The sequence below is a fragment of the Amycolatopsis bartoniae genome (assembly GCF_014191255.1).
In the GTDB taxonomy this organism is placed as follows: Bacteria; Actinomycetota; Actinomycetes; order Mycobacteriales; family Pseudonocardiaceae; genus Amycolatopsis_E; species Amycolatopsis_E bartoniae.
Genome location: NZ_JACHWH010000009.1, coordinates 138,987 through 153,178, shown reverse-complemented (window position 1 = coordinate 153,178; position 14,192 = coordinate 138,987). Strand labels below are relative to the sequence as shown.

General features: G+C 72.5%; 15 protein-coding genes. 6 read left to right on the top strand and 9 right to left on the bottom strand.

Translation table 11 applies throughout. From position 1 onward, the window contains the following. The first annotated feature begins 3 nt into the window (after positions 1 to 3). The 3 genes from ligD to FHX82_RS30320 all read left to right on the top strand — a co-directional run bounded on the left by ligD (position 4) and on the right by FHX82_RS30320 (position 3,084). Positions 4 to 1,023 carry a non-homologous end-joining DNA ligase gene (gene ligD / locus FHX82_RS30330; protein ID WP_145936260.1) on the top strand — a complete coding sequence of 340 codons (1,020 nt, stop codon included), beginning with the start codon at positions 4 to 6 and terminating at the stop codon, positions 1,021 to 1,023. A gap of 106 nt (positions 1,024 to 1,129) precedes the next feature. Further along, entirely contained in the window at positions 1,130 to 2,020 is an 891-nt protein-coding gene (locus FHX82_RS30325; RefSeq protein WP_145936259.1) for an LLM class flavin-dependent oxidoreductase, read from the top strand. Between the two features lie 38 nt (positions 2,021 to 2,058). Further along, positions 2,059 to 3,084, top strand: coding sequence for an LLM class flavin-dependent oxidoreductase (locus tag FHX82_RS30320; protein WP_145936258.1), 1,026 nt, complete (start codon positions 2,059 to 2,061; stop codon positions 3,082 to 3,084). Here FHX82_RS30320 and FHX82_RS30315 read toward each other — a convergent pair. The 5 genes from FHX82_RS30315 to FHX82_RS30295 all read right to left on the bottom strand — a co-directional run bounded on the left by FHX82_RS30315 (position 2,982) and on the right by FHX82_RS30295 (position 8,317). Continuing rightward, positions 2,982 to 4,202: a glycosyltransferase 87 family protein gene (locus FHX82_RS30315; protein WP_229880974.1), complete on the bottom strand. Its 1,221-nt coding sequence runs from the start codon at positions 4,200 to 4,202 to the stop codon at positions 2,982 to 2,984. The genes FHX82_RS30320 and FHX82_RS30315 overlap by 103 nt on opposite strands. A 132-nt stretch (positions 4,203 to 4,334) precedes the next feature. Then, on the bottom strand, positions 4,335 to 5,894 hold the full coding sequence (locus FHX82_RS30310) for an alpha/beta hydrolase (protein WP_229880976.1): 1,560 nt from the start codon (positions 5,892 to 5,894) through the stop codon (positions 4,335 to 4,337). A 56-nt stretch (positions 5,895 to 5,950) separates the two neighbouring features. Beyond that, positions 5,951 to 7,021, bottom strand: coding sequence for an ATP-dependent DNA ligase (locus FHX82_RS30305; protein ID WP_145936257.1), 1,071 nt, complete (start codon positions 7,019 to 7,021; stop codon positions 5,951 to 5,953). Between the two features lie 15 nt (positions 7,022 to 7,036). After that, complete coding sequence (locus FHX82_RS30300; protein WP_145936256.1) at positions 7,037 to 7,561, bottom strand: GNAT family N-acetyltransferase; 525 nt, start codon at positions 7,559 to 7,561, stop codon at positions 7,037 to 7,039. Between the two features lie 9 nt (positions 7,562 to 7,570). Further along, positions 7,571 to 8,317, bottom strand: coding sequence for a pyrimidine reductase family protein (locus tag FHX82_RS30295; protein ID WP_145936255.1), 747 nt, complete (start codon positions 8,315 to 8,317; stop codon positions 7,571 to 7,573). A gap of 40 nt (positions 8,318 to 8,357) precedes the next feature. On the opposite strand from FHX82_RS30295, the gene zapE reads away from it, so the two are divergent. Continuing rightward, positions 8,358 to 9,380 carry a cell division protein ZapE gene (zapE, locus tag FHX82_RS30290; RefSeq protein WP_229880978.1) on the top strand — a complete coding sequence of 341 codons (1,023 nt, stop codon included), beginning with the start codon at positions 8,358 to 8,360 and terminating at the stop codon, positions 9,378 to 9,380. On the opposite strand, the gene FHX82_RS30285 is transcribed toward zapE, so the two are convergent. Further along, positions 9,280 to 9,888 carry a phosphatase PAP2 family protein gene (locus tag FHX82_RS30285; RefSeq protein ID WP_145936253.1) on the bottom strand — a complete coding sequence of 203 codons (609 nt, stop codon included), beginning with the start codon at positions 9,886 to 9,888 and terminating at the stop codon, positions 9,280 to 9,282. The two genes, zapE and FHX82_RS30285, sit on opposite strands and share 101 nt — an antisense overlap. A 57-nt stretch (positions 9,889 to 9,945) precedes the next feature. Beyond that, a complete protein-coding gene (locus tag FHX82_RS30280; RefSeq protein ID WP_145936252.1) occupies positions 9,946 to 10,404 on the bottom strand; it encodes a MarR family winged helix-turn-helix transcriptional regulator in 459 nt (152 codons plus the stop codon). Between the two features lie 93 nt (positions 10,405 to 10,497). Between FHX82_RS30280 and FHX82_RS30275 the strand changes: the two genes are divergently transcribed. Then, positions 10,498 to 11,553 (top strand): SDR family NAD(P)-dependent oxidoreductase, encoded by a 1,056-nt coding sequence (locus tag FHX82_RS30275; protein WP_145936251.1) that lies wholly within the window; start codon positions 10,498 to 10,500, stop codon positions 11,551 to 11,553. A 37-nt stretch (positions 11,554 to 11,590) separates the two neighbouring features. On the opposite strand, the gene FHX82_RS30270 is transcribed toward FHX82_RS30275, so the two are convergent. Next, positions 11,591 to 12,046, bottom strand: coding sequence for a MarR family winged helix-turn-helix transcriptional regulator (locus tag FHX82_RS30270; protein WP_145936250.1), 456 nt, complete (start codon positions 12,044 to 12,046; stop codon positions 11,591 to 11,593). 41 nt (positions 12,047 to 12,087) lie between these two features. Here FHX82_RS30270 and FHX82_RS30265 point away from each other — a divergent pair, with 41 nt between their 5' ends. Then, positions 12,088 to 12,987, top strand: a complete 900-nt coding sequence (locus FHX82_RS30265; protein ID WP_145936249.1) for an alpha/beta hydrolase — start codon at positions 12,088 to 12,090, stop codon at positions 12,985 to 12,987. Here FHX82_RS30265 and rocD read toward each other — a convergent pair. Next, positions 12,974 to 14,170 carry an ornithine--oxo-acid transaminase gene (rocD, locus tag FHX82_RS30260; protein ID WP_145936248.1) on the bottom strand — a complete coding sequence of 399 codons (1,197 nt, stop codon included), beginning with the start codon at positions 14,168 to 14,170 and terminating at the stop codon, positions 12,974 to 12,976. The genes FHX82_RS30265 and rocD overlap by 14 nt on opposite strands. Positions 14,171 to 14,192 lie beyond the last annotated feature (22 nt).

Below are 14,192 nucleotides of genomic sequence, written 5' to 3'. Positions count from 1 at the left end.
GCCGTGCCCAAGAACGGCGAACCGGTCGAGTACCAGGTGGGGGAGCGGACCGTGCGGGTCTCCAGCCCCGACAAGGTCTACTTCCCCGAGCGCGGGATCACCAAGCGGCAGGTGGCCGAGTACTACCTCGCCGTCGCGGATCCGTTGCTCGCGGCGATCGGGGAGCGGCCCACGACGCTCAAGCGCTACCCCGACGGTGTCACCGGCGAGTACTTCTACGCCAAGCGCCTGCCGAAGGGCGCGCCGCCGTGGGTGGAGACCGCGCGGATCACCTTCCCGTCCGGCCGGACCGCCGACGAGGTGTGCCCGACCGAGCCCGCGGTGGCGTTGTGGGCGGCGAACCTCGGCACCTTCGACTTCCACCCGTGGCCCGTCCGTCGCTCCGACGTCGACCACCCGGACGAGCTGCGCATCGACGTCGACCCGTCCGACGAGACGGGCTTCGACGACGCCGTGCGTGTCGCGCAGACCGTGCGCGAGGTGCTCGCCGACGCCGGGATGACGGGCTACCCCAAGACGTCCGGCGGGCGCGGGGTGCACGTGCGGGTCCGGATCCGGCCGGAGTGGGACTTCATCGCCGTGCGGCACGCGGTGATCGCGCTGGGCCGCGAGGTCGAGCGGCGGCTGCCGAAGCTCGCCACCATCGCGTGGTGGAAGGAAGAACGCCAGGGCCGCGTGTTCCTGGACTACAACCAGGCCGCGCGCGACCGCACGATCGCGTCGGCGTGGTCGGTCCGCGGCACGCCCCGCGCGACGGTCTCGACGCCGGTGACGTGGGAGCAGCTGGCGGAGGTCCACCCGGACGACTTCGACGTGCTCACCGTCCCCGAGTGGTACGCCGAGCACGGCGACCCGCACACCGCGCTGGAGTCGGCGGCGTTCGGCCTGGAGACCGCGCTGGAGTGGTACGAGCGCGACGAACGGGACCACGGCCTGGGTGAGATGCCGTATCCGCCGGACTACCCGAAGATGCCGGGTGAGCCCAAGCGGGTGCAGCCGAGCAAGGCCCGCCAGGAGAGCTGATGCGCTTCGCGATCTCGATTCCGCAGTCTTCTGGGCTTGCTTCGTTCAGCGATGAGGCTCAAGCGCGTCCAGCCCGGCAAGGCGCGGAACGACTAGGTTCGGCATCATGCGCTTCGCGATCTCGATTCCGCAGTTCAGCGCCGACGGGGAGTTCGACCCCGTGGCGTTCCGCGCCTACCTCCGGCGCGCCGAGGAGCTCGGCTTCCACAGCGGCTGGACGCAGGAGCAGTTCTTCGGCACGCTCCCGACCATCGCCCCGCTCCAGGCGATGACCTACGCGGCCGCGTGCACGGAAACCCTGCGGCTCGGGTGCTCGGTGTTCGTCACGCCGCTGCACAACCCGGTGCACCTGGCGAAGGCCCTGTCGTCACTCGACCAGCTGAGCCTGGGCCGGATCGAGGTGGGCATCGGCACGGGCGGGCGCGCCCGGCCGTTTCCCGCGTTCGGCGTGACCGGCGAGGCGATCGTCGCGCGGTTCCTGGAGGGGCTGCAGGTGATGCGTGCGCTGTGGACCGAGCCCGAGGTGACGTTCGACGGGCGGTTCTGGCAGCTGGAGGGCGCGCCGATGGAGCCGAAGCCGTTCCAGAAGCCCGGGCCGCCGGTGTGGTTCGGCGGCAGCCACCCGAACGCGTTGCGCCGCGCCGTCCGGCACGGGGACGGCTTCTTCGGCGCGGGCTCCACGACAACAGAGAAGTTCGCCGAGCAAGTGCGGATCGTGCGGCAGGAGCGGGCCGATTTCCCGATCGCCAAACGGATCTACATCGCCGTGGACGACGACGGCGACCGCGCGCGGGAGCAGATCGCAGCTGGCCTTGCGGCGATCTACGGCAGGCGCGGCCTGGAAAGCGTCGCGGTCGCGGGGACGCCGGCCGAGTGCGTGCGCGGGGTCCAGGAGGTGGCGGACGCGGGCGCGGAACTGATCCTGTTCACCACGGTGTTCGAGCAGGCCGAGCAGCTGGAACGCCTCGCCGCGGAGGTCGTGCCGCACATCTCCTGACGGGAATCCGCGCCCCGGTGTCCGCTGTTGACCAAGGCATGAGGCTTTCGGTGCTGGACCGGTCACGCACGCGCGCGGGCGCGAGCCACGCGGACGCGTTGCGGGAGACGGTCGAGTTCGCGAAGCAGGCCGAAGCGCTGGGCTACCACCGCTTCTGGGTGTCGGAGCACCACAGCGTGCCAGGTGTCGCCGGGTCGGCGCCCACCGTCCTGGCCGCCGCGGTCGCGTCGGCCACCGAGCACATCCGCGTCGGCACCGGCGGCGTCATGCTGCCCAACCACCAGCCGCTCGTGGTCGCCGAGCAGTTCGGGGTGCTGGAGTCGCTGTTCCCCGGCCGCATCGACATGGGGCTGGGCCGCTCGGTCGGGTTCACCGGCGGCGTGCGGCGCGCGCTGGGGCACGGCAAGGAGGACGCCGAGGCGTTCGGCGAGCAGGTGCGGCAGCTGCTCGGGTTCCTCGACGGCAGCCAGCGCGAGCACCCCGGCGTGCACGCCTTCCCCGCCGAGGGCCTGCGCGTGCCGCCGTTTCTGCTGGCCACCGGCTCGGGCGCGGACCTCGCCGCCGAGCTGGGCCTGCCGCTCGTGATCGGCGCCGTGCGTGGGGAGCAGCGGATGCTCGACGCGATCGGCCGCTACCGCGAGCACTTCCGCCCCTCGCACTGGTCGCCGTACCCGTACGTCGTGCTGTCGGCGACCGCCGCCGCGGCCGAGACCGCCGAGCAGGCCGAACGGCTGCTGGTGCCCGAAGCCTGGGCGAGCGCGTACTCCCGCACCCACGGGGTGTTCCCGCCGCTGCGGCCCGCCGAGGAGGTGCTCGCGCTGGACATGACCGACCGCGAGCGTGCCTTGTTCACCGACGCGATGCGTGGTCAGATCCGCGGCACCGGCGAGCAGGCGGCGGCGGAGCTGGACGCGTTGGCCCGACGGGCGGGGGCGGACGAGGTGCTCGTGACCACCAGTACCTACGACCGCGCGGAGCTGCTCGACTCCTTCTCGCGGCTCGCCGTGAGCTTCTTCAACCGCACGGCCACGACGGCGAACGCGAGGACCGTCAGCCAGATGTAGGCGTTCTGGTAGACGATCTCCAGCCCGTGCCAGTCCGGGAAGTCGAGCACCGTGCCCACGTCCGCCCCGAGCAGGTCCAGCACGCCACCGGAGACCACGAACGCCGTGACCAGCAGCGCGAGCCACGCCCCGAAGGCCCGCGGCCGCAGCGAGGCGTCGAGCAGCCACACCAGCAGCGCGCCCAGCCACACCCAGTGGTGGACCCAGCTGTACGGCGAGACCAGCGTGGTCGCCAGGCCGCACAGCACCACCGCGAGCAGCTCCTGGCGGCCGAACGACAGCCGCCGCGCGAGCCACAGGCAGGCCAGCGCCAGCAGCGCCGCGGCGAGGAACCAGACGATCTTCCACCCGCCGGCGAGCCCGACGTCGCGGGCGAACATGCCGCGCAGCGACTCGTTGGACGGGTTCTCCGGCACACCGACGCGCGTCGGGTCGGCGAACGCGCCCGCCCAGTACGTCTTCGAGTCGTGCGGCAGCACCAGGAAGCCGAGCACGACGGTGGCCACGAACGTCACGGCCGACACCGCCGCCGCCCACCACCGGCGGGTGAACAGGAAGTACCCGATGAAGAACGCCGGCGTCAGCTTGATCCCGGCCGCGATCCCGGTGAGCACGCCCTTGCCGCGGAACGAGTCCGGCAGCAGCGCGTCGACCAGCACGAGCGCCATCAGCACCATGTTGACCTGGCCGAACGCCATGGTCTCGCGCACCGGCTCGCACCACATCAGCAGCGCCGCGATCGGCACGCTGAACACCACGAGCCGCAGGTCGCGGCGGTAGTTCAGCAGCGCGAGCGCGGACCAGACGGCGACCACGAGCACCAGGAAGTTGCCGATGCCGCCGACGTACTTGAACGCCTCCCCGGTGACCTTCGCCAGCGGCGCGAACAGCAGCGCCGAGAACGGGGTGTAGACGAACTCCCACTCACCGCGGGTGTGCCCGAGCAGCGGGGTGTCGTAGACGGAGACGCCGTCGAGCACCCGCTGCCCGGCGATCTGGTACACGCCCAGGTCCAGCAGGTGCAGGAGGTTCCCGATGTCCGAGAGCAGCTGCTTGAGGTACCAGGCGCCCGCCAGCACGCCCAGCACCAGGACGGACCAGAAAGCCGTCGCCGGCACGGCTCGTCTCTCGCGGGCCGACGGCGGCGGCGTGGTTGCCGGAGCCTCGACGGCCGATGACGACACGGTTACCCCCAGTGTGGGACTTGACCAATGGCGACTGCCAAGCGTAACGGCTCCCGGGGTGGGCTCCTAGGCGGGGCAGAGGGTGCCCTCCGCCGGCACCTTCCCGTCGGCCAGGAACGCCCGCACCACCTCCGCCATGCAGGCCGAACCCAGCGCGCCGTGCCCGGCGCCCTGCCACGAAACCCGCACCGCGGTCGGCATCTGCTCCGCGGCGCGGGTGGTGCCCGGCTCCGGCGTCACCGGATCGGTCTTCGTGCTCGTCACCAGAACGGGTGGCAGCCCGGCGACCCCCAGTGACGGCAGGGCGTCGGTGCGGCCGGGCCACGGCAGGCACCACACGAGCCGCTGCGTGACCAGCCCGCCGAACAGCGGCGAACGCTGCCGCAGGGTGTCGGTGAGCGTGGCGATCTGGTTGGCGGGCAGCCGGGCGGCGGTGTCGTTGCACTCGGTCGCGAGCGCCGCGTCGAGGCGGGACGGCGCCAGCGGCGACCCGTTGAGCAGCGGTGCGACGAACGCGGCCAGCGGCGTCGGGTTGCCGGTGCGCGCGGACTGGATCGCGTCGGCCAGCTCCGGCCAGCGCGCGCGTTCGGCCAGCCCCGCGACGACGGCGTTGAGCGCGACGCCGGGCCCGAAGTCCACGCCGCTGCCGAGCCGGGGCGGGGCCGACCGCAGCTGGTTCAGCAGCGCGGTGACCGCGCCGACGGCGTCCTGGCCGAGCGCGCAGCCGCGGGCGGCGCAGTCGGCGGCGAACGCCTCCAGGGTGGTCTGCTGCGCGCTCGCCAGGTCACCGAGGACAGTCGCGGAGTCGCTCGACGGGTCCGGCATGCCGTCGAACACGACGCGCCCGACCTCGCCGGGGAAGCGGTTGGCGTAGGCGACGAGCACGTCGGAAGCCTCGCCGCGGGCGATCACGTTGAGCTTCGGCACGCCCAGGCCCTCACGGATGCGGTCGAGGTCACCCGCCGTGCGCCAGCTGTCCAGCGCCTGCTGCGTGCTGCCCAGCTCGATCGCGCACTGCTGGCCCGCCCGGCGCGCCGCGTCGAGCACGGTTTCGAGGTCGCCGCCGCCGGGATCCTGGTCGAGGATCGTGCCGCGCACGTCGCTCGGCACGCAGCCCACCGGGTCGGAGTCGCCGCTGCCGCGCCGGTCGACGCCGACGAGCGAGAACCGCTGCAGCAGCGCGGGCGGCAGCACTGCGGCCAGGTGCGCGGCGTACTGCGTGCCGCTCTCGCCGTCGATGTCGTTGAGCACCACCAGCGGGACCGGCCCGTTCCCGGCCCTGAGCAGCGCGATGCGGGTCTGCACGCGGCCCGGCAGGTCCGGCGCGTCGAGCACGGACTGCACCTCGCCGCAGCTGAACCGGAGCGAGTCCGGCACCGCGGGCGGGTCGAGCCGGGCGCGGGTCTGGGCGTCGCAGTCGGACCACGTGATCGACGGCGACTGCGGCTCGGTCAGCGGCGGCAGCGGCACGGTCTGCGCCGTGCTCACCGGGCTCGACGCGGCCGGCTCGTCGTTCTCCACCACCGCGGGCCGCTGCGACGGCCCCGCGGTGCACGAGACCAGGCCCGGCACGAGCACGGCGAGCAACAGCAGGAAAGGCCGGCGGAGCAAGACGGGTCCCCTCACTTCTCAACGGTGCGCCCCGACCTTCGCACGCCCGCGGTGAGCAGCGGGTAAGTGGGTCAGGGTACGCGGACTTCGCCCTTGAACACCGCGTCCAGGTCGTAGCGGGCCGGCTCGTCCAGCTGCGCGTAGCCGCACGAGGCGGGCTCGCGGTCCGGGCGCCAGCGGACGAACTGCGCGGTGTGCCGGAAGCGCGCGGGATGGCCACCCTCGGTGTGCTCGTAGGCCACCTCCACCACCCGTTCCGGGCGCAGCGGCACCCACGCCTGCTCGGTACTGCGCCAGCGCGTGATGCCGCCGGGCAGGCGCTGCCCCTCGACGGTGGCATCGCCGAGCCACGGGTGCTCGCCGTCGGTGATCAGCCCGGCCAGCTCCCCGGCCAGCTCGCGGCGGCGGGCGACGGGGAAGGAACCGACGACGCCGACGTGGTGCAGCACGCCGTTGTCGTCGAACAGGCCCAGCAGCAGGGAACCGACGCTCTCCCCGGGCTCGGAGTCCTTGTGCCAGCGCAACCCCGCGACGACGCAGTCCGCGGTGCGGGTGTGCTTGTACTTCGCCATCACGCGCTTGCCCGGCGTGTACGGCTCGTCCAGCGGCTTGCCGATCACGCCGTCGAGCCCGGCGCCTTCGAACAGGGTGAACCACTCGCGCGCGGTCGCGGGGTCCTGCGTCGCGGGGGTGATGTTGAGGCCCTCGGCGGTCAGTTTCTCCAGCCGGGGCCTGCGCACGCTCGTCGGCTCGTCCACAAAGGACTCGTCGCCGAGTGCCAGCAGGTCGAAGGCGACGAACGTGGCCGGCGTCTGCTCGGCGAGCAGCGTGATGCGGCTTTCGGCGGGGTGGATCCGCTCGGTGAGCGCGTCGAAGTCGAGGTGCCCTTCGCGGGCGACGACGAGCTCGCCGTCGAGCACGACCTGCTGCGGCAGCACCTGCGACAGCTGCGCGAGCACCTCGGGGAAGTACCGGTTCAGCGGTTTCCCGGCGCGGGACTGGAGAGTGACCTCTTCCCCGTCGCGGAAGACGAGGCAGCGGAAGCCGTCCCACTTCGGCTCGAACAGCCAGCCCGCCTCGTCCGGGATCTTCTTGACCGGGCGCGCGAGCATCGGCTGGATGGGTGGGCTCAGCGGCAGCATGCCGGACATTCTGCCTCAGCGGGACAGCGGGAGCGTGCTTTCGTAGAAGACGAGCGGGCCCGCGACCGGGTCGCGGTACTCCTCCTGGAAGCGGAAGCCGAGCGAGCGGACCAGGCCGATCGACGCGGTGTTGGCGGCCTCGATCGTGGCGTAGACGGTGGACGCCTCGCCCGTGGAATACGCCCAGTCGGTGAGGGCGCGGATGGCCTCGGTGGCGATGCCGCGGCGCCGGTGGGCGGGCAGCACCTCGTAGCCGATCTCGACGACGGCGAGGTCGTCGGGCCGGTGGTGGAAGCCGACCTCACCGGCCAGCTCGCGGGTCTCGCGCAGCACGATCCCGCGCGAGAGCCACGGTTGTTCGGCCGGATCGTCGAGCAGCGCCTTGAGGTTCTCCTGCGCGGGCAGGATGTCGAGCCACTCCGGGGGCACGTCGGCGTCCAGCTCCGCGGCGAGCCCGGCGACGTCCCGTTCGACGACGAGCCGCAGCGCGCGCTCGGACAGTTCCACCAGATCCAGGCGCGCGGACCGGATGGCGGACATGGCGCCAGCCTAGGCGGTCTTCCGGTAGCGGAGCATGAGGAACCCGTCCTCGGAGAGGATCGACGCCAGGTCCAGGCGGGCGGCTTCGACCGCGGTGCGGCCCATCGCGATACGCGGGGCGCCGGCCCCCGCCAGCACCGGGGCGACCGTGAGGCACAGCTGGTCGACCAGGCCCGCGGCGATCAGCTCGCCGAACAGCAGCGGCCCGCCCTCGCAGTCGATCCGGCGCAGGCCGCGCGCGTTCAGCTCCTTCAGCGCCGTGGTGAGGTCGATCACCTGGTCGCCCGCGAGGATCACGTCCGCCCCCGCCTCGGCGAGCGCCGCGCGCCGGTCCTCGGGCGCCGCCGCGGTGGTGATGACGATCGGCGGCACCTTCGTGTCGGTGAACAGCGAGGACTCCGGGTCGATGCGTGCGCTGCCGCTCACCACGGCGATCGGCGGCAGCTCGGTCAGCCCCAGGCGACGGCGGCGGTCCTGCCGTTCCGGCGTTGTCCGCGCGCCTCGATACCCCTCGGCACGGGCGGTTCCGGCGCCGACGAGGACCACGTCCGCGAGGTCGCGGCCGAGCAGGAAGATCCGCTTGTCCGCGGGGGAGGACAGGCCTTCGGAGCGGTCGTCGAGCGTGGCGGCGCCGTCGGCGGAGGACACGAAGTTCACCTGCACCCACGGGCGGTCGAGGTCGCCAGGGAAGCCGTAGAGCCGCTCCAGATCGTCGTCGGTCACGTCGTCGAGTGGGGTCGGCCACAGCATGCGCATGCCCGGAATCGTAGTGTGGCGCCGCCACTACCCTCTTTTCATGCAGCTCACCGACCGCCGCCCCGAGATCAGCCCCGACGAGCTGATCTCGGCGCTCGTGCCGCCGCCGCGGTTCGACGCCGTCCGGTTCTCCACCTACATCCCCAACCCGGACGAGCCGAGCCAGGCGGAGGCGGTCGCGTCGTGCGAAGCGTTCGCGCAACGCATCGGCGCCGGGTCGGGGAAGAAGTCGCGGTTCTTCGGGCTGTTCGGCGGCGGCGGCGAGCCGGAGGGCAAGCAGGGGCTCTACCTCGACGGCGGGTTCGGCGTCGGCAAGACGCACCTGCTCGCGTCGACGTGGCACGCGGCGCCGGGCCCCAAGGCGTACGGCACGTTCGTCGAGCTGACCAACCTGGTGGGCGCGGTCGGGTTCGCCGAGGCGGTGCGGCGGCTGTCGGAGCACAAACTGCTCGCGATCGACGAGTTCGAGCTGGACGACCCGGGCGACACCACGCTGGTGAGCCGCCTGCTGCGGGAGCTGACCGACGCGGGCGTGTACGTCGCGGCGACGTCGAACACGCTGCCCGACAAGCTCGGCGAAGGCCGGTTCGCGGCGGAGGACTTCCTCCGGGAGATCCAGTCCCTGTCCTCGCGGTTCTCGGTCACCCGCGTGGACGGCCCCGACTACCGCCACCGCGGCCTGCCCGAGCCGCCCCCGCCGGTGGACGACGCGACGCTGGCGGAGTCCGCCGCCGCGCACGAGGGCTCGTCGCTCGACGACTTCGACGCGCTGTGCGACCACCTGGCGAGCCTGCACCCGTCGAAGTACGGGCGGCTCGTGGACGGCGTGCCGCTGGTGCACCTGCGGGGCGTGCACCCGGCGCCGGACCAGAACGTCGCGCTGCGGCTGGTCGCGTTCGCCGACCGGCTCTACGACCGCGCGATCCCGGTGCTCGCGTCGGGGCAGCCGCTGTCGCAGCTGTTCACCGAGGAGATGCTGCAGGGGGGCTACCGGAAGAAGTACCTGCGCGCGGTGAGCCGGCTGACGGCGCTCGCGCGGGATGCGTCGCCAGCGACAACGTGAGCACGGCGGCGACGGCGAAGCACGTCCCGCCGACGACGTCGACGGGGTAGTGGTAGCCGAAGCCGACGAGCCCGAACCCGGCGGCTGTGGTGACTGCGGCCGCGACGAGCGCGGTGGTGGCGCGGGCCGTGCCGGGCCGGGCCAGCAGCACCAGCACGGCGAGCACGGAGACGAGGCCGACGGTGTGCCCGCTGGGATAGGCGAGGTAGCCGTCGATGTGGTGACCGAACAGCGGTTTGAGCAGCCACGTGTTGAGCGCCAGCGGAACCGTCGGCCCGGCGAGGCAGAGCAGCACCGCCGCGCGGTCCCGGTGCAGCGCGGACACGGCCACCATGACGGCGACGAGCGGGATCAGCACGTACGGCTCGGTCGGCTGGACGAGCAGGGTGAGTAGCGCGTGCTGCGCGGTGCCGTCGCCGCGCCCGCGCTGCAGGACCTCCGGCGGCCACACCCCGAGCACGAGCATGACGACCACCGCGCCGGCGGCCGTTCCGAGTCGTCCCCTCACCGGCGCCAGGGTACTGGCGGGGTGCGGCGGACCTGTTCGATCGGGCCACCGCGATGCCTAAGCCGGTTGTGGTGCGTGGCTGTCGAGCAGTTTGGCCAGCAGGGACTGGAGTTGCCGCTGTTCGGCCGGGTCGAGGCCGGCCAGGAGCTCGGCCTGGACGGTGTCGGCGTGCTGCTGGAGTTCTTCGAGGTAGTGCCGTCCGGCGGCGGTGAGGGTGACGAGGTTGCGGCGCCGGTTGGCGGGGTCGGCCTGACGGTCGACCCGGTGGCTGCTTTCCAGCCGGGTGAGGATGCCGCTGACGTCGTTGCGGTCGAGGCCGAGGCGGCGGCCGATCTCGGCCTGGCTGAGCGCTCCGTACTCCTCCAGCGCCGCCAGCACGGCGAAATCGGCGCGGGCGCTCAACGGCATGCGTTGCGCGGTCAGCCGGGCGCCCAGCGTGGACACCTTGTTCGCCTGCCAGCTGGCGAGCCCGCGCAGCCGGGCCGGGGGTTGCAGTGGGTGATCGGTGGCCGCCATGCGCCCATCCTAACCGTTGGTCCTCCCAACATGTTCTGCTATGTTGGTACTACCAACGTTGGTGTTACCAACATTCTTTGAAGGAGCGATCACATGACCGACAGCACTGTCCATCCCGATCTGTCCGGTCGCCGGGTCGTCGTGCCGGGTGGCACCGGCGCCGTGGGCGAGGGTGTCGTCCGCGCCTACCTCGCCGCCGGCGCGGACGTCGTGGTCCCGACCCGCACCCAGGAGCGAGCGGACGAGTTCCTGCGGGTGCTCGGGGACGCGGCCGACGACCGGCTGCACCTGGTGGTGCACGACTACACGACGTTCCCCGGAGCCGCGCAGCTCGCCGACGAGATGCAGCGCAGGCTGGGCGGCGTCGACGACGTGGTGGCGCCGATCGGCGGCTGGTGGGCCGGGAAACCGCTCTGGGAGATCGACGAGAGCGACTGGCAGAGCGCCTTCACCGGGCTGGCCTCCACGCACATGGCCGTCCTGCGGGCCTTCCTTCCCAAGCTGAGCAGCCGCGGCAGCTACACGCTGATCGTCGGGGCCTCCGCGTTCACGCCGGTCCCCGGCAGCGGCCTGGTCAGCATGGAACAGGCAGCCCTGCTGATGTTGCGGCGGGTCGCCGAAGCCGAGCTCGACGGACCGCAGCGGATCCACGCACTGGTCCTCGGCCCGGTCGGTACCCGTCTCGCCGAGGCCGCGGAACCGGACTGGGTGAGCGCCGGCCAGGTCGGCGCGGTCGCCGTCGCCGCCTCGGCCGCGACCGAGGTGCCCAGCCGGGAGTTCCGGCTGGGCGACCGGGCCGAAGCCGAGGAGACACTGGCACTGCTGCGGACCGGTCAGCCGGTCAGCCCCGGCACGGTCGTGGCCGTGTCCACAATGGAACCCAAGGACGGACGACACGAGGACCTCGTCGCGTTGCTGGCCGAGCTCGCTCCGCGGATCCGCGCCGAACCGGGCTGCCTGGAGTACGCCGTGCATCGCGGCCACGGCGAGACCGGCGGACCGTTGCTGGTGATCCAGAAGTTCACTTCGATCGAGGCCTTCCGGCAGCACAGCACCACCGTGGCGAACCAGGTCCCCCGGATCGGCGCCCTCCTGGCGAAGCCACTGGTGCCACCGGCCCTGTTGGAACCGGTGCCCCAGGTTCGCTAGCGGCGGACCTGTTCGACGGCAACGAAACGCGTGCCGGTCAACCGGTCGGCGTCCCGATCCCGTCCCGCTCCAGCGCCGTACGCAGCAGCGAGAGGGCTCGGGCGGCGGGCGACAGCTGGGCATCGCTGAGCGGGCCGCCGAGCAGTTCCGCCAGGCGCTCGGTGAAGGTCCGCTCGGCGGCGTCGGCGAGCCGCGCCCCCTCGTCGGTTAGCACCAGCAGCGACGACCGGCGGTCGGCCGGGTTCGGCTGCCGCGCGACCCAGCCCCGCCGCTCCAGCCGGTCCATGCCCTTGCTGGTCGCCCCGATCCCGATGGCGAACTCGGCCGCCAGTTCGGCGACCCGTGCTCCCGGGTGTTCACGCAGGTGGTGCAGGAACTCGTACTGCGACGTGACGATGCCGTGCCGCTCCCGCAGCCGGTCGTTGAGCGCGTTGTACAGGCGCGTCTCGCAGCGGACCAGATCGGCGAAGAACGAGGTTGACTTATATGCCACGGAATATACTGTAGCGGAATCTACTTCTTCCAGGGAGCATCATGAGCAGGGCACAACGTGAGAAGATCGACGCGATGCTGCGCGAGCCGCGGCCCGAGGGCCCGCGTTCGGTCGAGGCGATCCGGGCGGGCTTCGCGGAGCTGATGGCGACGATGACCGTGCCGGACGGCATCCGGACGAGCGAGACGGCGCTCGGCGGGCACCGGACGCTACTGGTCGAACCGGCGGGCGAGGCGCGTCCCGGCACGATCCTGTACTTCCACGGCGGTTCCTTCGTGTTCGGCTCGCCGGAGACCGCGCTGTCGCTGACGGGGAACCTGGTGACCAGGACCGGTTTCAGGGCGTTCTCGCTGGACTACCGGCTCGCTCCCGAGCACCCGTTCCCGGCCGCGATCGAGGACGCCGTCGCCGCCTACCGTGCCCTCCTCGAAACCGGTGCGGACCCGGCGGCCATCGCGTTCGCCGGGGACTCCGCCGGCGGCGGTCTCACCGTCACGACCTGTCTCGCGGCCCGTGCCGCCGGCCTGCCGCTGCCCGCCGCGATCGTGGCGTTCTCGCCGGGGCTCGACGGCACCAGGACGGGCGAGAGCATGGACACCAAGGCGGGCATCGACCCGCTGTTCACGCGCGAGGGCCTGGAGTACACGGGCGCGATGTACTTCGCGGGGGCGGACCCGGCCCAGGAGTTGCTGAGCCCCGCGGTGTACGCCGACGTGACCGGGTTCCCGCCGATGCTGCTCCAGGTGGGCACCAACGAACTGCTGCTGGACGACGCGACCCGCATGGCGGCGCGGGCGAGGGCCGCCGGGGTGGACGTGATCCTCGACGTCACCGCCGGCGTGCCGCACGTGTTCCAGTCGTTCGCGGGGGTGCTCGACGAAGCCGGCGAGGCGCTCGACCGCGCCGCGCTGTTCCTCACCCAGCGGATCAACGCCGGATGACCTCCGCGATGGCGTCGAGGCCGCGGTCCAGGTCGGCCTCGCTGATCACCAGCGGTGGCGCGATCCGCAGGGTGTTGCCGTGCGTTTCCTTGCACAGCACGCCTTTCGTGGCCAGCACCTCCGACGCCTCGCGCCCGGACGGCCCGCCCGGCGTGATGTCCACCCCCGCCCACAGGCCGCGGCCGCGGACCTCCGCCAGGCCGCGCCCGACCAGCTCCGCCAGCCGCCCGTGCAGGTGCGCGCCGAGGCGGGTCGAGCGCTGCTGGAACTCGCCCGTCGACAGCAGCCGGACCACCGCCCGGCCGACGGCGCACGCCAGCGGGTTCCCGCCGAACGTCGAACCGTGCTCGCCGGGCCTGAGCACGCCCAGCACGTCCCGCCGCCCGACGACCGCCGACAGCGGCACGATTCCGCCGCCGAGCGCCTTGCCCAGGGTGTAGAGGTCGGCGCGCACGTGCTCGTGATCGAGCGCCAGCAGCGTGCCGGTGCGGGCGAGCCCGGACTGGATCTCGTCGGCGATCAGCAGCACGCCGTGCTCGTCGCACAGCCGCCGCGCCTCGGCGAGGTACCCGTCCGGCGGCACGATCACGCCCGCCTCGCCCTGCACCGGCTCCAGCAGCACCGCCGCCGTCCGCTCGGTGATCGCGTCCCGCAGCGCCGCCGCGTCGCCGTACTTCACCACCACGAACCCCGGCGTGAACGGGCCGAAGTGCGCCCGCGCGGTCTCGTCGGTGGAGAACGACACGATCGTCGTGGTGCGGCCGTGGAAGTTCGACCCGGCGACCACGATCTCCGCCGTCCCGTCCGGAATGCCCTTCACCTCGTAGGCCCACTTGCGCGCGACCTTGAGCGCGGACTCGACGGCTTCGGCGCCGGAGTTCATGGGCAGCACCATTTCGGTGCCGGTCAGCTCGGCCAGCTCCGCGCAGAACAGGCCCAGCTGGTCGTGGTGGAAGGCGCGCGAGGTGAGCGTGACGCGGCCGAGCTGCTCGACGGCCGCCGCGACGAGCGCCGGGTGCCGGTGCCCGAAGTTCAGCGCCGAGTACGCGGACAGGAAGTCCAGGTAGCGCCTGCCTTCGGTGTCGGTGACCCAGGCGCCCTCGCCGCCGGCGATGACCACCGGCAGCGGGTGGTAGTTGTGCGTGCTCCAGCGTTCGTCGAGCGCGATGAAGTCGGTGGCCATGTTTCACAGGTTAGAGCTGGAA

Bases quoted from the DNA above. Each gene is read 5' to 3' on its own strand.
- rocD (WP_145936248.1), bottom strand. From the start codon at position 14,170: ATGGCCACCGACTTCATCGCGCTCGACGAACGCTGGAGCACGCACAAC.
- FHX82_RS30300 (WP_145936256.1), bottom strand. From the start codon at position 7,561: ATGTCCGCCATCCGGTCCGCGCGCCTGGATCTGGTGGAACTGTCCGAG.
- FHX82_RS30265 (WP_145936249.1), top strand. From the start codon at position 12,088: ATGAGCAGGGCACAACGTGAGAAGATCGACGCGATGCTGCGCGAGCCG.
- FHX82_RS30280 (WP_145936252.1), bottom strand. From the start codon at position 10,404: ATGGCGGCCACCGATCACCCACTGCAACCCCCGGCCCGGCTGCGCGGG.
- FHX82_RS30275 (WP_145936251.1), top strand. From the start codon at position 10,498: ATGACCGACAGCACTGTCCATCCCGATCTGTCCGGTCGCCGGGTCGTC.
- zapE (WP_229880978.1), top strand. From the start codon at position 8,358: ATGCAGCTCACCGACCGCCGCCCCGAGATCAGCCCCGACGAGCTGATC.
- FHX82_RS30305 (WP_145936257.1), bottom strand. From the start codon at position 7,021: ATGCTGCCGCTGAGCCCACCCATCCAGCCGATGCTCGCGCGCCCGGTC.
- FHX82_RS30325 (WP_145936259.1), top strand. From the start codon at position 1,130: ATGCGCTTCGCGATCTCGATTCCGCAGTTCAGCGCCGACGGGGAGTTC.
- FHX82_RS30320 (WP_145936258.1), top strand. From the start codon at position 2,059: ATGAGGCTTTCGGTGCTGGACCGGTCACGCACGCGCGCGGGCGCGAGC.
- FHX82_RS30295 (WP_145936255.1), bottom strand. From the start codon at position 8,317: ATGCGCATGCTGTGGCCGACCCCACTCGACGACGTGACCGACGACGAT.